General features: G+C 55.1%; 16 protein-coding genes. 9 read left to right on the top strand and 7 right to left on the bottom strand.

The features are described 5' to 3' along the window. Positions 1–75: 75 nt before the first annotated feature. Positions 76–807: a glutathione peroxidase gene (locus tag FVB43_RS22900; RefSeq protein WP_133846341.1), complete on the top strand. Its 732-nt coding sequence runs from the start codon at positions 76–78 to the stop codon at positions 805–807. An 86-nt stretch (positions 808–893) separates the two neighbouring features. On the opposite strand, the gene argH is transcribed toward FVB43_RS22900, so the two are convergent. The 3 genes from argH to argB all read right to left on the bottom strand — a co-directional run bounded on the left by argH (position 894) and on the right by argB (position 4,498). Further along, positions 894–2,267 (bottom strand): argininosuccinate lyase, encoded by a 1,374-nt coding sequence (gene argH / locus FVB43_RS22895; RefSeq protein ID WP_133846342.1) that lies wholly within the window; start codon positions 2,265–2,267, stop codon positions 894–896. 90 nt (positions 2,268–2,357) lie between these two features. Continuing rightward, complete coding sequence (locus tag FVB43_RS22890; RefSeq protein WP_133846343.1) at positions 2,358–3,572, bottom strand: argininosuccinate synthase; 1,215 nt, start codon at positions 3,570–3,572, stop codon at positions 2,358–2,360. 149 nt (positions 3,573–3,721) lie between these two features. Beyond that, entirely contained in the window at positions 3,722–4,498 is a 777-nt protein-coding gene (gene argB / locus FVB43_RS22885; protein ID WP_133846344.1) for an acetylglutamate kinase, read from the bottom strand. Between the two features lie 171 nt (positions 4,499–4,669). Here argB and argE point away from each other — a divergent pair, with 171 nt between their 5' ends. Both argE and ppc read left to right on the top strand, forming a co-directional pair. Then, a complete protein-coding gene (gene argE / locus FVB43_RS22880; RefSeq protein ID WP_133846345.1) occupies positions 4,670–5,821 on the top strand; it encodes an acetylornithine deacetylase in 1,152 nt (383 codons plus the stop codon). Between the two features lie 371 nt (positions 5,822–6,192). Then, entirely contained in the window at positions 6,193–8,844 is a 2,652-nt protein-coding gene (gene ppc, locus FVB43_RS22875; RefSeq protein ID WP_133846346.1) for a phosphoenolpyruvate carboxylase, read from the top strand. 108 nt (positions 8,845–8,952) lie between these two features. Here ppc and metF read toward each other — a convergent pair whose 3' ends face one another. The 3 genes from metF to metB form a co-directional block, all read right to left on the bottom strand. After that, positions 8,953–9,855 (bottom strand): methylenetetrahydrofolate reductase, encoded by a 903-nt coding sequence (gene metF / locus FVB43_RS22870; RefSeq protein WP_133846347.1) that lies wholly within the window; start codon positions 9,853–9,855, stop codon positions 8,953–8,955. Between the two features lie 214 nt (positions 9,856–10,069). Beyond that, positions 10,070–12,505, bottom strand: coding sequence for a bifunctional aspartate kinase/homoserine dehydrogenase II (locus FVB43_RS22865; protein ID WP_133846348.1), 2,436 nt, complete (start codon positions 12,503–12,505; stop codon positions 10,070–10,072). 2 nt (positions 12,506–12,507) lie between these two features. Continuing rightward, positions 12,508–13,668, bottom strand: a complete 1,161-nt coding sequence (gene metB, locus FVB43_RS22860) for a cystathionine gamma-synthase (protein ID WP_167864837.1) — start codon at positions 13,666–13,668, stop codon at positions 12,508–12,510. Between the two features lie 243 nt (positions 13,669–13,911). Here metB and metJ point away from each other — a divergent pair, with 243 nt between their 5' ends. Further along, positions 13,912–14,229, top strand: a complete 318-nt coding sequence (metJ, locus tag FVB43_RS22855) for a met regulon transcriptional regulator MetJ (protein WP_133846350.1) — start codon at positions 13,912–13,914, stop codon at positions 14,227–14,229. A 169-nt stretch (positions 14,230–14,398) separates the two neighbouring features. Here the strand turns inward: metJ and rpmE are convergent, their stop codons facing one another. Then, entirely contained in the window at positions 14,399–14,611 is a 213-nt protein-coding gene (rpmE, locus tag FVB43_RS22850; protein ID WP_133846351.1) for a 50S ribosomal protein L31, read from the bottom strand. 217 nt (positions 14,612–14,828) lie between these two features. On the opposite strand from rpmE, the gene priA reads away from it, so the two are divergent. The 5 genes from priA to hslU all read left to right on the top strand — a co-directional run bounded on the left by priA (position 14,829) and on the right by hslU (position 21,315). Beyond that, the gene (gene priA, locus FVB43_RS22845) at positions 14,829–17,027 is read left to right on the top strand and encodes a primosomal protein N' (RefSeq protein ID WP_133846352.1); all 2,199 of its coding nucleotides are present in this window, start codon (positions 14,829–14,831) and stop codon (positions 17,025–17,027) included. Positions 17,028–17,233: 206 nt separating this feature from the next. Continuing rightward, on the top strand, positions 17,234–18,271 hold the full coding sequence (gene cytR, locus FVB43_RS22840; protein ID WP_133846353.1) for a DNA-binding transcriptional regulator CytR: 1,038 nt from the start codon (positions 17,234–17,236) through the stop codon (positions 18,269–18,271). A 179-nt stretch (positions 18,272–18,450) separates the two neighbouring features. Then, positions 18,451–19,350, top strand: coding sequence for a cell division protein FtsN (gene ftsN, locus FVB43_RS22835; protein WP_159338329.1), 900 nt, complete (start codon positions 18,451–18,453; stop codon positions 19,348–19,350). Positions 19,351–19,440: 90 nt separating this feature from the next. Further along, positions 19,441–19,971, top strand: a complete 531-nt coding sequence (hslV, locus tag FVB43_RS22830) for an ATP-dependent protease subunit HslV (RefSeq protein WP_133846355.1) — start codon at positions 19,441–19,443, stop codon at positions 19,969–19,971. Positions 19,972–19,983: 12 nt separating this feature from the next. Then, the gene (gene hslU / locus FVB43_RS22825; protein ID WP_167864836.1) at positions 19,984–21,315 is read left to right on the top strand and encodes an HslU--HslV peptidase ATPase subunit; all 1,332 of its coding nucleotides are present in this window, start codon (positions 19,984–19,986) and stop codon (positions 21,313–21,315) included. Positions 21,316–21,459 lie beyond the last annotated feature (144 nt).

Below are 21,459 nucleotides of genomic sequence, written 5' to 3'. Positions count from 1 at the left end.
CTATCAAGCCTGAATGATAATAATGTGCCGGTGCCAAAAAGGGGCACACCAAATTCAATCACCTTGAGGTCTTTTATGTTTGCAAGTCAGGAAGGTAAGTCCATCCCGCAGGTCACTTTTCACACACGTCAGGGCGACAGTTGGGTCGATGTCACTACTGATGAGCTGTTTAAAGACAAAACCGTGATCGTCTTTTCACTGCCGGGGGCTTTTACTCCTACCTGCTCCTCCAGCCACCTGCCGCGCTATAACGAACTCTCGGATGTGTTCAAAAAACATGGAGTGGACAGTATCCTGTGCGTCTCGGTTAACGATACTTTTGTGATGAATGCCTGGAAGGCCGATCAGAACGCCGGACACATTACCTTTATTCCTGACGGTAACGGTGAGTTCACCCGTGGCATGGAGATGCTGGTTGAGAAAGCCGATCTCGGCTTCGGTCCGCGTTCATGGCGTTACTCGATGCTGGTACGCAACGGTGTGGTAGAGAAGATGTTTGTAGAACCTAACAAGCCGGGCGACCCGTTTGAAGTGTCTGATGCAGACACCATGCTGCGCTACGTCGCACCAGAATTTAAAGTGCAGGAATCCGTTTCCCTGTTCACCAAACCAGGCTGTTCATTCTGCGCGAAAGCCAAACAGATGCTGTTAGATCGTGGAATTCAGTTCGAAGAGATCGTGCTGGGCCAGGATGCCACGACCGTCAGTTTGCGCGCCGTTACTGGCCGTGCCACTGTGCCGCAGGTGTTTATCGGTGGTCGCCATATTGGCGGAAGCGATGATTTAGAGCAGTTCTTTACGGCATAAACCGAACAGGGATGGGCATACCCATCCCCTATGTCATCCAAGGGGTCAGGCATACCTGACCCTATGCATGCCTGACACAAAAGGCATTACGCCAGACGCTGTTTCGCTTCAGTAATCGCTTTTGATACCTGATGCGGAGAGACACCGCCTTTCGCGTTACGCTTATCCAGGCAAGATTGCAGAGACAGGAACGGGTACACATCCTCTCCGATCACACTGCTGAACTTCTGTAAATCACCCAGCGTCAGCGCTTCCAGCGCCACACCCTGTTTAATCGCTTCGACCACGGTTTCACCTACAATATGGTGCGCTTCACGGAATGGCACGCCTTTCGCGACCAGATAATCCGCCAGCTCCGTCGAATTCGCGTAACCCTGCTCAGCGGCTTCCTGGCAACGTGGGCGTTTCACCTGAATACCATCCAGCACCAGTGCGGCCATATGCAGGCAGTCAGACCAGGTATCGAGCGCATCAAACAGCCCTTCTTTGTCTTCCTGCATATCTTTGTTATACGCCAGCGGCAGACCTTTCAGGGTCATGCTCATCGCGGTCAATGCGCCTTGTACGCGGCCAACTTTGCCACGGATCAGCTCCAGCGCATCCGGGTTTTTCTTCTGCGGCATCAGGGATGACCCCGAAGTGACCTTATCGGACAGCTCAACGAAACCGGATTCGCCGGTGTTGAAGAAGATCAGATCTTCCGCGAAACGCGACAGGTGAACCATGCCGATGGACGCATCAGACAGCAGTTCCAGCACATGGTCACGGTCAGACACGGTGTCCAGGCTGTTACGGGTCGCGGAGGCAAAACCTAACCAGCCTGCCAGTTGCTCACGGTCGATTTCGTACGCGGTTCCGGCCAGTGCGCCACAGCCCAACGGGCTGACGTCAAGACGCTTCAGCGTATCCTGCAGGCGGCTTTCATCGCGTGCCAGCATCTCAACGTAGGCCAGGCACCAATGTGCAAACGTCACCGGCTGGGCACGTTGCAGGTGGGTATAGCCCGGCATGACGGCGTCCTGATTGGCTTCCGCCGTCGCCACCAGCGCCTGCTGGAACTGGCGTGTGGCGATCAGCAGTTCGCTGACCTGCGCTTTACACCACAGTTTCAGATCGGTAGCGACCTGGTCATTACGGCTACGGCCAGTGTGGAGTTTTTTACCCAGCGCACCGACCTTGTCGATCAGTTTGCCTTCCACCCAGCTGTGAATATCTTCGGCATCGCTTTCCAGAATTTGCTGTGGGTTTGCGCGCACGTCTTCCAGCAGAACATTCAGCGCCACTTCCAGCTGCTGCTGTTCTTCTGTGGTTAATACATTGACCGTCACCAGCGCTTTGGACCAGGCAATGGAACCAGTGATGTCCTGCTCTGCCAGACGATAGTCGAAGCGCAGTGAGTCATTGAAGAGCTTGAAACGTTGATCTGCTGCCTGCGTAAACCGTCCACCCCAAAGTGCCATGATGCGTACTCCATTCAAATAATGTAATAAGGGCGGCACATGTGCCGCCCCTACGAATACCTGTAGGGACGAGTTGCCTCGCCCAAAAAATTACTTCTTCTCGTTCAGCGCACGGATGCGTGAAGAGAGTGAGAACAGACGGATAAAGCCGCCTGCATGACGGTGATCGTATACTTCATCTTCACCGAAGGTCGCAAACTCTTCAGAGTACAGGCTGTTAGCAGATTTCTTCTGAATCGCGGTGACCTGGCCTTTATACAGTTGCAGAACCACTTCACCGTTCACTTCTTCTGCCAGGGCAGCGGCAGATGCCTGAATGGATTTACGCAGTGGCGCGAACCAACGGCCATCGTAAACCACGTAGGACATTTCCAGGCCCAGCTGCTCACGCCATTTGAAGCTGTCACGGTCCAGAACCAGCTGCTCAACCGCACGCAGCGCATTCACCATGATGGTGCCGCCTGGGGTTTCGTAACAGCCACGGGACTTGATGCCCACCAGGCGGTTTTCCACGATATCGATACGGCCAACACCGTGACGGGCACCGATAGCATTCAATTTGTCCAGGCAGCCAAACGGGCTTAACGCTTCACCGTTCACGGCAACTACGCGGCCTTTCTCAACAGCAACGGTCACCTGCTCCGGCTGGTCTGGTGCTTCCAGCGGATCCACGGTCCATACCCAGCAATCTTTGTTCGGTGCGTTCCACGGGCTTTCCAGCACGCCGCCTTCGGTGGAGATATGCCATGCGTTTTCGTCACGGCTGTAGATTTTTTCCAGCGACGCGGTGGTCGGGATATTACGTTCTTTCAGGTAGTCCAGCAGGGCTTCACGGGAACGCAGGTTCCACTCGCGCCACGGTGCAACCACTTTCAGCTGCGGAGCCAGTGCGGTATAGGTGGTTTCGAAACGCACCTGGTCGTTACCTTTACCGGTTGCGCCGTGGCACAGTGCATCTGCCCCCACTTTCAGTGCCAGCTCAACCTGAGCTTTAGCGATAATTGGGCGCGCCATTGACGTCCCCAGCAGGTAGGTGCCTTCATACAGGGCACCGGTCTGAAGCACCGGATACACGTACTCGCTGATGAACTCTTCACGCAGGTCCACAACGTGGCATTCAGATGCACCGGATTGCAGCGCTTTCTGCTCTACACCTTCCAGATCGCCACGTTCCTGACCGATATCGGCCACGAATGCCACCACTTCACAGCCGCCGTAGTTCTCTTTCAGCCACGGAATAATGGCCGAAGTATCCAGACCGCCGGAGTAAGCCAGTACGATTTTCTTGATGCTTTTATCTTGCATTGTCTCTTCCTTCAATTTCCCATCATCTTTCACGCTGCAACTACGTTGGCTTCCTACACTCACCCCAGTCACTTAGTGAACTAAGCTCCCGGGGATTCATTCCGTCGCCGCCTTGCTGCAACCCGAAATTTTTCGGGAAAGGTTTATAATTAAGCGAGGATACGGGTGCCAATAGACACACCGTTAAACAGGGCTGGCAGCTGTTCAGCATGGCGCCAGCTGGCAATATCTACCGGACGGCCCAGGGTACGGGCAGCGTCCAGTGCGGCATTCACCTTGACGATCATGCCGTCAGTGATCACACCATCAGCAATCAGCTGTTCTGCTTTCTCTGCCGTCATCTCGGCGATACGCTGTTTATTGGCATCGAGAATACCACTAACGTCAGAGAGCAGAATCAGGTCTGCACCCAGAGTGGCGGCCAGCGCCGTCGCGGCCTGATCGGCGTTAACGTTCATCAGCAGGCCATCCTGAGTAATACCAATCGAACTCACTACTGGCAGATAACCCGCCTCCAGCAGTGTGGCGATCAGCCGTGGCGATCCCGGCGTTGCCAGGCCCACGTGCCCAAGTTCATCATCAAACTGCGCTACATTGACGCTTCCGCCGTCACCGAGGCACAGACCAACGGCATCAATGCCATGTTTTTTCGACCAGGCCAGCAGGGTTTTGTTCGCCGTCCCGGCCAGTGCACCGGTAATAATGTCAATCTGATCGGCAGGTGTCACGCGCAGGCCGTTTTTCTTCTTCACCGGCAGCGCAAGCTTAGTCATCAGCTCATCCACCAGGCAGCCACCACCGTGAACAATCAGCAGTGGGCGTTGGTGGGCAGCACGGTAGGTCACCAGGGCGTCAAACAGCCGCTCCAGCGCTTCTTCGCTGTCCAGCAACACACCACCCAACTTGATAATTAACGGATTTGTCATGAAAGTCACTCGCTCACTGTGAGTCATTGCGCTTCAGGGCTGCCAAAACGCCTGTTGAACTGCTACCGTGGAAGACAAATTTATCGGTTTCCATCCGGCCGTCGTTAATGTATTTTTATTCACTATTAATGCATGAATATTGATACTATCCTAACTCAAGGACTGTCAACAGTGAAGACAAAATTACCCCCTTTTATCGAGATTTACCGCCAGTTGATTGCTACACCATCAATCAGCGCAACCGACAGCGCGCTCGATCAGAGTAATCAGACTTTAATCAATTTACTGGCCGGCTGGTTCCGCGATATTGGCTTCAGCGTGGAAGTCCAACCCGTTCCCGGTACGCGCAACAAATTCAATATGCTGGCGAAGAGCGGCCACGGCGCCGGCGGGCTGCTGCTGGCGGGTCATACCGATACCGTTCCCTTCGACGATGGCCGCTGGACGCGCGATCCCTTTACCTTGACCGAGCACGACAACAAACTGTACGGTCTGGGCACCGCCGATATGAAAGGCTTCTTCGCCTTCATTTTAGATACCCTGCGTGATATTGACGTTTCAACGCTGAAAAAACCGCTGTATATCCTCGCCACCGCTGACGAAGAAACCACGATGGCAGGCGCGAAGTTTTTCTCAGAAACCACCAGCCTGCGCCCGGACTGCGCCATTATCGGTGAACCCACCTCACTGAAACCGGTTCGCGCCCACAAAGGCCATCTCTCCAATGTGATTCGCATTCAGGGCCAGTCCGGCCACTCAAGCGATCCAGGACGCGGCGTCAACGCCATTGAGCTGATGCACGAGTCGATTACCCAACTGATGGAACTGCGTAATACGCTAAAAACGCGCTACCACCATGACGGATTCGCCATTCCCTATCCGACCATGAACTTTGGCCACATCAACGGTGGCGACGCTGCCAACCGTATCTGCGCCTGTTGTGAATTGCATATGGATATCCGCCCACTGCCAGGCCTGACGTTAAGCGACCTTGACGGTTTGCTGAATGAAGCGCTGGCACCCGTCAGTGCACGCTGGCCAGGCCGCCTGACCGTGGGTGAACTGCATCCCCCGATCCCGGGTTATGAGTGCCCGCGCGAGCATCAGCTGGTACAGGTCGTGGAGAAATTGCTGGGGACAGAAACGGAAGTAGTGAACTACTGTACCGAGGCGCCATTTATTCAGGAAATCTGCCCGACGCTGGTTTTAGGCCCAGGATCGATCGATCAGGCACACCAGCCGGATGAATTTATTGACACGGCATTTATCAAACCTACCCGGGAGTTAATCGCCCAGGTGGTGCATCATTTTTGCCATCACTGAGTAAAAAAGGGGGTAAATGACTGCCAAAACAGCCGTTTGCCACCGATTTCAATTATTCTGGTTGATAAGAATAACTTATCTCACTCCGTTGTAATTAAATTTCATAAATTCCCGCTATTTAGCGTCACGATGCGGCAAATTTAAGTCAATTGACGAATGGTTGCTAACGTGGCTAGATAAAAGGCTAAGTTATGCCCACAAGGGTTATTTATAGCCAAAATAGTTGAAGTTGCAGCAAGGCGGCAAAAGAGCGAGTCCCGATGAGCTTACATTAGTCAGTGATTCGGGTGAGTGAGAGCAGCCAACGTAGTTGCAGCTTCAAGTATGACGGATATTAAAGTTACAAATACAAGAAGGGTGTCAGGGGTCATATGAACGAACAATATTCCGCAATGCGAAGTAATGTCAGTATGCTCGGCAAACTGCTCGGGGATACGATTAAGGATGCACTGGGAGAGAACATCCTGGACCAGGTAGAAACCATCCGTAAGCTCTCTAAGTCATCACGTGCGGGAAATGATGCCCACCGTCAAGAGTTGCTGTCCACGCTGCAAAATCTGTCCAATGACGAACTGTTGCCGGTTGCCCGCGCTTTCAGCCAGTTCCTCAACCTGACCAACGTGGCCGAGCAGTACCACACCATTTCGCCAAAAGGCGAAGGTGCGAATCACCCGGAGCTCTTGGCAAAGACGTTTGAACGCCTGAAGCAGCAGCCGGACCTGACCGAAGCCGCCGTTCGTGAAGCTATTGAGTCCCTGTCGCTTGAACTTGTTCTGACCGCGCACCCGACTGAAATCACCCGCCGCACCTTGATCCATAAGCTGGTAGAAGTGAATACCTGCCTGCAACAGCTGGATCACAATGACCTGTCTGATTATGACCACGGCAAGATCATGCGCCGCCTGCGTCAGCTGGTTGCACAGGCCTGGCATACCGATGAAATTCGTAAATACCGCCCGACACCGGTCGATGAAGCTAAATGGGGCTTTGCGGTCGTCGAAAACAGCCTGTGGGAAGGTGTTCCTCACTTCCTGCGCGAGCTAAACGAACAGGTTGAAGCCGCTTTTGGTTACACCCTGCCGGTTGATTTTGTCCCCGTGAAATTTACCTCCTGGATGGGCGGCGACCGCGACGGCAACCCGAACGTCACGGCCGACATCACTCGCCATGTTTTACAACTGAGCCGCTGGAAAGCGACCGACCTGTTCCTGCGTGATATCGCCGTGCTGGTTTCTGAGCTGTCGATGTCTGAATGTACGCCAGAAGTCCGTGAGCTGTGTGGTAACCCGGAAGCCCTGGAACCTTACCGCGAGATCATGAAAAACCTCCGTGGCCAGCTGATGAGCACTCAGGCTTATCTCGAACGCCGCCTGAAGGGCGAGCGCTTACCACGCCCGGCCAATTTACTGATCTCCAACGACCAGCTGTGGGAACCACTGTACACCTGCTACCAGTCACTGCAGGCGTGTGGCATGGGCATCATCGCGAACGGTCAGCTTCTTGATACCCTGCGCCGCGTGAAGTGCTTTGGCGTTCCACTGGTGCGTATTGACCTGCGCCAGGAGAGTACCCGCCACACTGAAGCCATTGCAGAGATCACCCGTTACCTCGGTCTTGGCGACTATGAAAGCTGGTCAGAGGCCGACAAACAGGCCTTCCTGATCCGTGAACTGAATTCCAAGCGTCCGTTGATGCCGCGCCAGTGGGAACCCAGCGCCGACACCAAAGAAGTGCTGGATACCTGCCGCGTGGCCGCAGAAGTGCCTCAGGGTTCGATTGCTGCCTATGTGATCTCGATGGCGAAAACGCCGTCAGACGTGCTGGCGGTTCACCTGCTGCTGAAAGAAGCGGGCATTACTTACGCCATGCCGGTCGCACCGCTGTTTGAGACCCTCGATGACCTGAATAACGCCAACGACGTGATGAGCCAGCTGCTCAACATTGACTGGTATCGCGGCCTGATTCAGGGCAAACAGATGGTGATGATTGGCTATTCTGACTCCGCGAAAGATGCGGGCGTGATGGCAGCAAGCTGGGCACAATACCAGGCCCAGGATGCACTGATCAAAACCTGCGAGAAAGCGGGTATCACCCTGACGCTGTTCCATGGACGCGGTGGCTCAATCGGCCGTGGTGGTGCGCCAGCGCATGCGGCATTGCTGTCTCAGCCTCCGGGCAGCCTGAAAGGTGGCCTGCGTGTCACCGAACAGGGTGAGATGATCCGCTTCAAATACGGCCTGCCAGAAGTCACCATCAGCAGCCTGTCGCTGTACACCGGCGCGATCCTCGAAGCTAACCTGCTGCCACCACCGGAGCCGAAAGCAGAGTGGAACAGCATCATGGATCAGCTCTCTGATGTTTCCTGCAAAATGTATCGTGGCTATGTGCGTGAACACGCCGATTTCGTGCCGTACTTCCGCTCCGCCACACCGGAGCTGGAGCTGGCCAAATTACCCCTGGGTTCGCGTCCGGCTAAACGTCGTCCGACGGGGGGTGTCGAATCACTGCGCGCCATTCCGTGGATCTTCGCCTGGACGCAAAACCGCCTGATGCTGCCTGCCTGGTTAGGTGCCGGTGCCGCATTGCAGAAAGCGATGGAAGATGGTCATCAGGAAACGCTGGAGACCATGTGTCGTGACTGGCCCTTCTTCTCTACCCGCCTGGGGATGCTGGAAATGGTGTTCTCGAAAGCCGACCTGTGGCTGGCGGAGTACTACGATCAGCGCCTGGTCGATAAGTCGCTGTGGGCACTGGGCAAACAGCTACGTGACCAGCTGGACTCCGATATTAAAGCGGTGCTGACCATCGCCAACGATTCCCATCTGATGGCCGACCAGCCGTGGATTGCCGAATCGATTGCGCTACGTAACGTCTACACTGACCCACTGAACGTATTGCAGGCCGAACTGTTACATCGTTCACGCCAGCAGGAAGCAGAAGGCGCAGAGCCGGATGCCCGCGTTGAGCAGGCACTGATGGTGACGATTGCCGGGGTGGCGGCAGGGATGCGTAATACCGGTTAATCTGGCCTCACGGGCCGATCGGAAAAAATGATCGGCCCCTACAGATGTTCGCCCGCCACGATCAAAAAAGGACGCTTTCGCGTCCTTTTTCTGTTTGTGCCGCCCCTCTCAGGCGATGATCTGCGCCCCCGGGCGTACGCCCAGCGTATGGCAAATGGCATAGCTCATTTCGGCACGGTTCAGCGTGTAGAAATGGAAATCTTTCACCCCTTCGCGGCTGAGGATCTTCACCATATCCATCGCGACATTGGCACCCACCATTTTGCGGGTTTCCGGGTCGTTATCCAGTCCTTCAAACATGCTGGTCATCCAGCCCGGTACGCGCACGTTAGTCATGGTGGCAAAGCGCTGCAACTGCTTAAAGTTCGACACCGGCAGAATACCCGGGACAATCTCAACATCAATACCGGTAGACACGCAACGGTCACGAAAACGCAGGTAACTTTCTACATCAAAGAAGAACTGAGTGATCGCGCGGTTCGCGCCGGCATCAATTTTACGTTTCAGGTTGATCAGGTCGGCCTGTGCGCTTTTCGCTTCCGGATGCACTTCCGGGTAGGCCGCGACAGAAATATCGAAATCCCCCACTTCTTTCAGCAAGGCGACCAGGTCAGCCCCGTACATTTCCGGCTTGCCACCGCCCGGCGGCAGGTCACCGCGCAGCGCCACAATATGACGGATGCCGTTATCCCAGTAATCCTGGGCAATGGCGCGCAGTTCATCGCGGGTAGCATCAACACAGGTCAGATGTGGGGCGGCTTCCAGACCGGTGCGGTCTTTAATGCCTTTGATAATGCTGTGGGTACGGTCACGTTCACCTGAGTTGGCACCGTAGGTGACCGAAACGAATTTTGGCTTCAGGCTGCTAAGGCGATCGATTGAGCTCCACAGGGTGTCTTCCATTTCACTGGTACGCGGCGGAAAGAACTCAAAGGAAACGTTAATTTGCCCGCTGATCTCGGCAAGACTTTGGTTCAATGCTTCGCGCTGGTTTGCGTGGAAAAAACTCATACCCTTTACCTCATCGATCGCTGCTGAAGATGGCTCGCTACCTTGAACGTCTATCCGTTTAGACGTCCAGACATTCAAAATGACGGAAATTGGTTATTCAGTCAACAGATAAATGATGGCCTGGCGTGACAAATCCTCAACAAAGATGAGGGAATTTCATGATGGTGTGGTGTGGCGAAGGGGCCAGGCATGCCTGGCCCAAATGAGGAGGAGATTACAGCAACTGTGCCAGGCGGTTGAGATCCGACTGAATGGCTCCGGCAGTGACATCGCGCCCTGCACCTGGCCCACGGATCACCAAGGGATTATCGCGATACCAGCGGCTTTCGATAGCGAACACGTTATCACACGGCAACAGCGCCGCCAGCGGATGATCGTCACGCACGGCTTCCACGCCAACACGCGCTTTGCCGTTGGCATCGAAACGTGCGACGTAGCGCAGTACCAGTCCCAGTTCCTGAGCGGCTTCAAAGCGCTGGACCATCTGGTCATTCAACTCATCGGCATTCTCAAAGAAGTCATCCACCGATCCCGACTGGTAGCTGGCGGGAACCAGCGACTCAACGCGTACCTGGTCAGGTTCAATATCGTAGCCCGCCTCACGCGCCAGAATCACCAGCTTACGCATCACATCCTGGCCGGAGAGGTCGACACGTGGATCGGGTTCAGTCAGACCCTGCTGCCACGCCTGATCCACCAGTTCGGTAAAGGGCACCGTGCCATCAAATTGCAGGAACAGCCACGAGAGCGTGCCGGAGAAGATACCGCTGATCGACAAAATGCTGTCACCGCTTTCACGCAGATCGCGCACCGTGTGGTTCACCGGCAACCCGGCACCGACCGTGGCGTTATACAACCAGTGGCGCCCGGTTTTCGCAAACGCATCGCGGATCTGGCGATAGCTATTGCTACTGGCCGCGCCTGCCACTTTGTTCGCACCAATCACGTGGAAACCGTAGCTGGCGAAATCTAAGTACTGCGCAGCCAGCGTTTCACTGGCGGTCACATCCAGCACCACCAGATCGTCAAACGGATGAGCGCGCATCCACAGGAACAACGACTCCTGGTCCTGCTCTACCGCTTCCTCTTCAAAGAAGGCCAGCGCGCGGCTGGCATCCAGCCCGTCGTAACTCAACAGACTGCGGCGGCTGTCCACCACTCCGGCAAGAATAAATTCAAACCCGGTGCGCGCAGAAAGGGTTTCCTGCTCACGGGCAAACAGCTCCAGCCAGCGGGAACCGATGTTGCCTTTGCCAAACAGCACCAGGCCTACCTGCTTCTCCGCACGGAACAGCGTCTGATGCAGGCCCCGGATAAGATGTTCCGTCGGCCCGACGCGCAGCACCGCCACCAGGCTGATGCCTTCCTGTGACTGGCAGATAAATTCCACCGGCTGATCTTTCATCTGCTGCCAGAAACGGTGACTGTGTAGCGGGTTACGGCAAACGCCTGCCCCCACCATCGCCACCATTGCCATGCCTTCACGCAGCTGCAAACGCCCCGGTAATCCGGCATCCTCCAGCAGAGTCAGGGCACTGTTTACCACTTCCGAGGTGTAGCACAGCTGTAACAGATTACGGTCAGGATGGACGCCGGTTGCCAGCGGACGAACCTGTGCACGCTTCAGTAGCTGATCGATCTCTTTATGCCGCGCGGCAAAATCATGCTGTGCAGGTACATGGAATTCAATCAGACAAACATCATCATGGCTGGTCACGATACGCGCCCCGGTGCCTGAAGCCAGCACGCGTTCAATACGTGTTGATCCCTGTTCTGGCTGATAGCTGCAACGCAGTTGCAGATCGATATCGCTGCCTGAAACCGGCTGAAGCGTACGCGTATGCAGGACCGGAGCCGCCAGACGTGCCAGCTCACTGGCTTCATCCAGACGCAGCAGCGGCAGCAAACACGCATCTTTCACTTTACGCGGGTCAGCACTGTACACGCCAGCCACGTCACTCCAGATGGTCACGCGTGTCACACCGGCCAGCGCACCGATCTGCGTTGCAGAATAGTCACTGCCGTTACGCCCCAACAGCACCGTTTCACCCGCATCATTTGCGCAGATAAAACCAGTGACCACCAAACGCTGTTCAGGACGCTGCGCCATCAACTGCTGTAACAGCGGCTGTGACTTCGCTTCATCCACCTGCGGCTGTGCGGCACGTTCGGCGCGTAAAAAATCGCGAGCATCCAGCCAGCCTGCGTGAATATCCCGCTGGTTCAGCACCGCTGACATCAGACGTGCCGACCAGATTTCACCGTGCCCCACGACTTGTGCATAAACTGCATCAGTGATTTTGTTATCCAGCAGGACGGCCAGTTTTTCGAGGTCATGAATAAACTCAGCAATCAGCGGTTCAGCGACATCCGACGGTAACAGACTGCTAATCAGCTCACTCTGATAACGGCGTAATGCCTGTTGCACCTGGTGCGCAGACAACCGATCATTCTGACTCAGCTTAAGCCAACTAATCAGCTGGTTAGTGGTACTGCCGGCTGCCGAGACCACCATCAGGTCACCCGGCTGGCTGTACTCTGCCATGATCCCGGCAACACGCAGGTAGCATTTGGCATCGGCCAGGCTACTGCCACCAAATTTATGTAACTGCCGCGAACTGTCTGCTCCTGCCACTGCTGAATAACTCATGCTTACCTCTTGGCCGCGATCCGGAATGCATTATCCAGATCGGCGATTAAATCTTCGTGATCTTCAATTCCCACCGAAATACGCAGCAGCGTCTCCGAAATCCCCGCTGCCGCACGCGCTTCAGCAGACATGCCCGCATGGGTCATGGTTGCGGTGTGGGAAATCAGGCTTTCGACGCCGCCCAGCGATTCCGCCAGTGTGAATAATTCCAACGCTTTCAGGAAACGACGCAGCGTTGCCTCATCACCGTTCAGCTCAAAACTTAGCATGGCGCCAAAGCCTTTTTGCTGACGTACCGCAAACTGATGTCCGGCATTTTCCGGCAGGGAAGGATGATACAGCTTTTTCACCAGCGGTTGTTGTTTCAGATAATCGACAATCGCCAGCGCATTACGCTGTGCCGCCGCCATACGCGGGGCCAGTGTACGCATGCCGCGCAACAGCAGGTAGCTGTCAAATGCGCCACCGGTCACACCAATATTGTTCGCCCACCAGGCCAGTTCAGTCACATGCTGCGGGTCTTTGGCAACAACAGCACCGGCCACCACATCGGAGTGACCGTTAAGGTATTTGGTACAGGAGTGAATCACCAGGTCAGCACCCAGCGCCAGCGGATTCTGTAAAGCCGGGCTGAGGAAGGTATTGTCCACCACGCTAATCGCGCCAGCTTCTGCCGCAGCCTGGGTGATCGACGCAATATCCACCACACGCAGCAGCGGGTTGCTCGGGCTTTCAATCAGTACCAGCTTAGGTTTCTCAGCCAGCGCCGCCTGTAAAGCAGCCTCATCGCCCTGGTCAACAAACTTCACGCGATACGCACCGCGTTTGCTCAGGCTATCGAACAGACGGTAACTGCCGCCGTAACAGTCATGCGGCGCCAACAGCAGGTCGCCGGGTTTCAGGAATACGGTACACACCAGATGGATGGCAGACATGCCCGTATTGGTCATCACTGCACCAGCGCCCCCTTCCAGCTCTGCCAGCGCACGTTGCACGACATCACGCGTCGGGTTGCCGCGACGTGAGTAGTCATGAGCGCGCGGCTCATTGAAGTCGGTAAAGTTATAGGTGCTGGAGAGATGAATCGGTGGGACAACGCAGCCATATTGCTCGTCATCATTCAAACCGCTACGTACTGCGATGGTTGCCTGTTTACGCGTCATGGTGCATAACTTCCTGCTGGTTAATAAGATAAGACTGATAGAGTAAACAGCAGCGAGATAGACGTCAATACATCTGGACATCTAAATGTCTTTGCGTATAGATTGAGCAATGCGTCAATAACCGTTAGAATTATGTCGATATACCCCAGAGAAAGTTGTGCCATCCCGGTGTGATAGCCATCGACTTCGGGCATAATTAGCCAAATTTCGGCAATTCTACATTTAATATGATTAAGGTAACTCATGGCTGAATGGAACGGCGAATATATCAGCCCTTACGCTGAGCACGGTAAAAAAAGCGAGCAGGTTAAAAAAATCACGGTATCCATTCCGTTGAAAGTATTAAAGATTTTGACCGATGAGCGCACCCGCCGCCAGGTTAATAACTTGCGTCATGCCACCAACAGCGAACTGCTGTGCGAAGCATTTCTGCATGCATTTACCGGCCAGCCTCTGCCGGATGATGTTGACCTGCGCAAAGAACGCAGTGACGAAATTCCCGAGGAAGCAAAAGCGATCATGCGTGCAATGGGCGTCGATCCTGAGACCTGGGAATACTAAACCGTTCGGTTATCCGGTCAGGCACCTGATGTCACATCAGGGCCTGCCGGGTTACCCGATAGCCCCGCATATTACACACCGCCGCTTCCCGATAAGCAGGCATAAAAAAACCCAGCCAGAGGCTGGGTTTTTTTTACATCCGAAACGGTAACCGTTTCTTTCAGGGTGCTTATTTAGCGCCTGGGATGCTGAAACGCTTGTTGAAGCGATCCACACGGCCGCCGCTAGCAACATCACGCTGCTTACCGGTGTAGAACGGGTGGCAGTTGCCACACACGTCCAGGTTCAGGTCGTGACCCACGGTAGAGCGGGTTTTGATTTCATTACCGCAAGAACATTTAGCAGTAACTTCAGCGTAATTAGGGTGAATACCTTTTTTCATGGGAAAACCTCAGTTAAGGCCGTGTCGCTCTCCCGCGCCAGGATCACTCCTGCACCGGCACCACACGAAGATTAATATTTCAAGTGAAGTTGATACCAAAATGCCATACCAACGGCGGCGAACTATACAGAAATTAAACAGCCGCCGCAATCGGATCCGCACATTCCGGACGACACAGTGTACACTAACTGGCCCTGTTTTTCACCCGGATGAATCCATGCCCGTTGTTCAGGTCGCGCTACCCGTTCCGCTTGCCCGCAACTTTGATTATCTGTTGCCACCTCACCTCAGCCATGCCGTGGTCGGTGGGCGCGTCAGCGTGCCTTTTGGTAAGCGCAAGGCGATCGGCGTGGTTGTCGGCATTGTTGAACACAGCGATTTCCCCCTCGACCAGCTAAAAAGCGTGCATGAGGTGTTAGATAGCGACTCACTGTACCCCGCCTCCTTGTGGCGCATCCTGCTATGGGCTGCTGATTATTATCATTATCCACTGGGTGAAGTGCTGTTCCACGCCATGCCCGTGCTACTGCGTCAGGGCAAACCCGCCGAAGAAGCCCCTCTCTGGCAATGGCTGATGACAGAAGAAGGCAAAGCGACCGCACCGGAAAGCCTCAAACGTGCCCCAAAACAGCAGCAGGCACTGGCTGCGCTGCGACACAGCGGGCTGTATCGCCATGAAGTCAGCCAGCACGACATCACCGAGGCCACACTGCAAGCACTGCGGGCGAAAGGCCTGTGTGAGCTGCGCGCCCAGCCACGTGCCCACCAGGACTGGCGGGAAAATTATACGGTGAAGGGCGAACGTCTACGGCTCAATACTGAACAAGCGACAGCCGTGGGAGCCATACGCAGTGCCGACGATCAGTTTTCTGCCTGGTTACTCGCGGGGATCACCGGATCGGGTAAAACTGAGGTTTATCTCAGCGTTCTGGAAAACATTCTGGCCAACGGCCGCCAGGTGCTGGTGCTGGTGCCAGAAATCGGTCTGACACCGCAAACCATCGCCCGCTTTCGTGAGCGCTTTAGCGCCCCGGTGGATGTGCTGCATTCCGGGCTGAACGACAGCGAACGCCTCGCCGTATGGCTGCGCGCGCGCAGTGGCGAAACAGCCATTGTGATTGGCACCCGCTCTTCCCTCTTCACGCCGTTTGCCCGTCTGGGCGCCATCATTATTGATGAAGAGCATGACAGCTCTTACAAACAGCAGGAAGGCTGGCGCTATCACGCACGCGATCTGGCGGTGTTTCGTGCCCGTCAGGAAAATATTCCAATCGTGATGGGCTCAGCGACCCCAGCGCTGGAAACCCTGCAAAACGTTCAGTCCGGTAAATATCGCCAGCTTAACCTCAGCAAACGCGCCGGAAATGCCACCAAAGCCACACAGCTGCTGGTCGACCTGAAAGGCGTCAAGCTTCAGGGTGGCCTGTCTCCGATGCTGATTAAGAAAATTGGCCAGCATCTTAAAGCCGATAACCAGGTGCTGTTGTTCCTCAACCGTCGTGGTTTCTCGCCAACGCTGCTGTGCCATGAATGCGGCTGGATTGCCGAATGCCAGCGCTGTGACCGTTACTACACCCTGCACCAGCATCAGCGCCAACTGCGCTGCCATCACTGTGACAGCCAGCGTCCGGTTCCCCATCAGTGCCCGCAGTGCGGTTCCACGCATCTGGTGCCGGTTGGGTTGGGAACCGAACAGCTCGAACACAATATTAGTGAGCTGTTCCCGGGCGTCCCCCTGACGCGTATCGACCGCGATACCACCAGCCGTAAAGGGGCGCTTGAGCAGCAACTGGCTGAGGTTCATCGCGGCGGGGCGCGCATTCTGGTCGGAACGCAAATGCTGGCGAAAGGCCACCATTTCCCGGATGTCACGCTGGTGTCACTACTGGACGTCGATGGCGCGCTGTTCTCGGCAGACTTTCGTTCGGCCGAGCGCTTTGCTCAGCTGTATACCCAGGTCGCGGGGCGAGCAGGCCGTGCCGGTAAACAGGGGGAAGTATTGTTGCAGACCCATCATCCGGAACATCCCCTGCTGCAAACCCTGATGCATCAGGGTTACGATGCCTTCGCCCACCAGGCACTCAGCGAGCGCAACAGCGTGTTCCTGCCACCGTTCACCAGCCACGCTCTGTTTCGTGCAGAGGATCACGACAACCAGCAGGCCAACCTCTTCCTGCAGCAGCTGCGCAATTTGCTCGAAGCCAGCCCACTTAACAGTGAATCATTCTGGGTCATGGGCCCGGTTCCGGCATTGCAGGCAAAACGCAGTGGCCGGTATCGCTGGCAGCTCCTGCTTCAACATCCTTCGCGCGCCGTCTTGCAGCGCCTGATTAAATCCAGCTTGCCCCTGATCTCAACACTGCCTCAGGCCCGTAAGGTGAAATGGACGTTAGATATCGACCCGACAGAAAGCTGACAACGTAATCGATTGCCTGCAAAGTTGCGCACTGGATCGAAAAAAGTCGCACAAGTCACAATTTTTATGCAAATTAAGTAACAGCCACCTCGCATATCTGTTAAGAATGCGGGGGCGTTCACCGCAAGCGACATGTTGAGTCGCCGGACAATACATCGTTATTAGTTGGTCAGGTCGGCTCAGGGGCTGGCGTGAGGAGAAAAGCGTTGGAGCAGAATCAAGACACATCCGTGGTGACCATGAAAAACGTGGCTGAAAAAGCCGGCGTATCAACGGCGACGGTTTCCCGCGCCCTGATGAATCCGGAAAAGGTCTCTGCTGCAACACGCTATAAGGTTGAACAGGCGGTGATCGCCGTCGGCTACTCCCCGCATTCAATGACGCGCAGCGCGCGACGCAGTGAATCACGGACCGTACTGGTGATTGTGCCAGATATCTGCGACCCATTTTTCAGTGAAATTATTCGTGGCATTGAAGTCGTGGCGGCGGCTGAAGGGTATCTGGTACTGATTGGCGACTGTGCTCACCAGAACCAACAGGAAAAATCCTTTCTTAATCTGATGCTGACCCGCCAGATCGACGGCATGGTGCTGCTTGGCTCCAATGTCCCTTTTGACACCGGAGTGGAAGAGCAACGTAATCTGCCGCCAATGGTGATGGCCAATGAGTTTGCACCGGAGCTGGAACTGCCAACGGTCCATATCGATAATCTGACGGCAGCCTTTGAAGCCGTTAACCACCTGCAAAAGCTCGGACATCGCCGCATTGCCTGCATCTCCGGCCCGGAAGAGATGCCGCTGTGCCAGTATCGCCTGCAGGGCTATATTCAGGCTCTGCGCCGTCACGGCATGGCGGTCGACCCGACCTATATCGTGCGGGGTGACTTCACCTTCGATGCCGGTTCGCAGGCGATGAAACATCTGATGACCCTGCCGAAACCGCCCGATGCCTTGTTCTGTCATAGCGATATCATCGCACTGGGTGCGATGTCACAGGCGAAGAATATGGGCCTGCGCGTACCAAAAGATCTGTCAATCATCGGCTTCGATGATATCGAACTGTCACGCTACAGCGATCCGCAATTAACCACCGTTGCCCAGCCGCGTTTCAACATAGGTCGCGAAGCGATGCTACTCTTGCTGGAGCAGTTGCAGGGCAGGATGGTCAGCAATGGTTCACGCCTGCTGGACTTCGAGCTGAAAATTCGCGGGAGCACCGCGCCCTCCCTGCGCGACGAAGATTGATTTTTCCCAGATAGCGGGTAGCACGCCATGCCTGCTTTTGGGCAAAAATCAGCGGATTCTTAGTAAGATCGCTGCTGGTCAAACTTCCGGCCCTTCAGTAACATGGCGGGCTATCATCGGGTACACATTTTCACTCTTTTAGCCCGGCCTTACCTTCATCGATTATTAGCGGAACGATAGTGGCACAAAAAGATTATGTAGGCCGCGGGCGTTCGACAGGGACGCGTCGCAAAAATACCAACAGTCGCAGCAAGAAACGCAGCAGTGGGTCCGGTGTATCAAAAATCATGATAGTGCTGGCGGTTGCCGTTCTGGTCACCTTTATTGGTGGCTTGTGGTTTATCGCGCATCATAAAAAAGAAGATACACCAGTGATCCCTGACCACAAGGCGACCGGCAATGGCCTGCCACCCAAACCGGAAGAACGCTGGCGCTATATCAAAGAGCTGGAGAACCGTCAGCTTGGCGTTCCTACGCCTACAGAACCGACGTCAGGGGGCGAAGCACATTCCCAGACCCAGTTAACCGATGAACAGCGTCAGCTACTGGACCAGATGCAGGCCGATATGCGCCAGCAACCTACTCAGCTCAACGAAGTGCCGTGGAATGAACAAACGCCGGCGCAGCGCCAGCAGACCATTCAACGTCAGCAGCAGCAGGGCCAGCTTCAGCAGCAGTCGCGTATGCCGCAGCAGCAAACGCAGCCGCGCACGCAGCCACAGACTCAAACTCAGACACCGCGCCCGGCACCGATAACACCGGTCACCCGCGAACCTGTTCGCCAGCCGAAACCGGAAATTGCCGCGCAGCCGAAAGTGGAAACCAAGCCAAAAGAAGCGGAAAAAGAGAGCGCGCAGCGCTGGATGGTGCAGTGTGGCTCCTTCAAAGGTACCGACCAGGCCGAGTCCATTCGTGCTCAGTTAGCTTTTGAAGGATTTGAAAGCAGGATCACGACCGGCGGTGGCTGGAATCGTGTCGTTATCGGACCGTATAACAACCGCAGTGCGGCCGACAGCACGCTAAAACGCCTGCGTGGTTCCGGCCACTCAAATTGTATTCCTCTGTCCATCGGGGGTTGAAACCCCTCAAACCCGCCCCATATCTGATTGCATCAGTACCCCGTACAAAACGTGCGGGGTCATCTTCCGACTGCAATAAGGGGTCTGCCCGTGACAACAATAGTAAGTGTACGACGCAACGGCCAGGTAGTAATTGGCGGTGATGGCCAGGCTACCCTCGGCAATACCGTGATGAAAGGCAACGTCAAAAAAGTGCGTCGTCTCTACAATGACAAAGTCATTGCGGGCTTTGCGGGCGGTACCGCCGATGCCTTCACTCTGTTTGAACTTTTTGAACGCAAACTGGAAATGCACCAGGGTCATCTGGTGAAAGCCGCCGTCGAACTGGCAAAAGACTGGCGCACCGACCGTATGCTGCGCAAACTTGAAGCACTGCTGGCCGTGGCCGATGAAAATGCCTCGCTGATCATTACCGGTAACGGGGATGTCATCCAGCCAGAAAACGACTTAATTGCTATCGGTTCAGGCGGTCCATACGCTCAGGCAGCAGCCCGTGCGCTGCTGGAAAACACCGATATCGGCGCACGCGACATCGTGGAAAAAGCGCTAGGTATTGCAGGTGATATCTGCATCTATACCAACCATAACCTCACCATCGAAGCATTACCGTCTAAAGCGTAAGGATCCTAATTTATGTCTGCTATGACTCCGCGCGAGATTGTCAGCGAACTGAACAGATTTATCATCGGCCAGGATGGCGCCAAACGTGCCGTCGCCATCGCGCTGCGTAACCGCTGGCGCCGTATGCAGTTGGACGAAGAGTTGCGTCATGAAGTGACGCCAAAAAACATTCTGATGATCGGCCCAACCGGGGTGGGTAAAACGGAAATTGCCCGCCGCCTGGCAAAACTGGCTAACGCCCCTTTCATCAAAGTCGAAGCGACCAAGTTCACCGAAGTGGGCTATGTGGGTAAAGAAGTGGATTCGATTATCCGCGATCTGACCGATTCTGCGATTAAGATGGTGCGCTCACAGGCGATTGAGAAGTATCGTTACCGCGCCGAAGAAATGGCTGAAGAGCGCATTCTCGATGTGTTGATCCCACCGGCAAAAAATAACTGGGGCCAGAATGAAGCAGCACCTGAGCCTTCTGCTGCGCGTCAGTCCTTCCGCAAGAAGCTGCGCGAAGGCCAGCTGGATGACAAAGAGATCGAAATCGATCTGGCTGCCGTATCCGGTGGCGTAGAAATCATGGCACCTCCAGGCATGGAAGAGATGACCAGCCAGCTCCAGTCGATGTTCCAGAACCTCGGCGGCCAGAAACAGAAACCTCGTAAGCTGAAAATCAAAGAGGCGATGAAACTGCTGGTGGAAGAAGAAGCCGCCAAGCTGGTGAACCCGGAAGAGCTGAAGCAGGAAGCGATCGACGCGGTTGAACAGCACGGTATCGTGTTTATCGATGAGATCGACAAAGTCTGTAAACGGGGTGAATCGTCCGGTCCTGACGTGTCTCGCGAAGGCGTACAGCGTGACCTGTTGCCGCTGGTCGAAGGCTGTACGGTGTCGACAAAACACGGCATGGTAAAAACTGACCACATCCTGTTTATCGCTTCCGGCGCATTCCAGGTAGCCAGCCCGTCAGACTTGATCCCTGAGTTGCAGGGCCGTCTGCCTATCCGCGTTGAACTCCAGGCGCTGACCACGCACGACTTTGAGCGCATCCTCACAGAGCCAAGTGCCTCCATCACCGTGCAATATAAAGCACTGATGAACACGGAAGGCGTAGAGATTAACTTTACCCCTGACGGCATCAGTAAGATTGCGGCTGCGGCATGGCAGGTGAATGAGACCGCTGAAAACATCGGTGCACGTCGTCTGCATACCGTCCTGGAGCGTCTGATGGAAGACATCTCCTACGACGCCAGCGACCTGAATGGCCAGTCGATTACCATTGATGCCGAATATGTAGGCAAACATCTCGACGAGCTGGTGGCTGACGAAGATCTCAGCCGCTTTATCCTGTAAGCAAACGGCTCGACACATCAGGAGGCTTCGGCCTCCTTTTTTTATATCCTGCACCAACTTGACCAGGATTAACTCCCGTTGTTAAAAAGGCGCTTACCATGACACCGATATCGTGCTGGCACTCGCCGCACTGGACCTGAAACG

It is taken from the genome of Erwinia rhapontici, from assembly GCF_012271765.1.
Classification (GTDB): domain Bacteria; phylum Pseudomonadota; class Gammaproteobacteria; order Enterobacterales; family Enterobacteriaceae; genus Erwinia; species Erwinia rhapontici.
The sequence above is the reverse complement of the archived record's forward strand: the minus strand, read 5'-3'. Positions and strand labels throughout refer to the sequence as shown.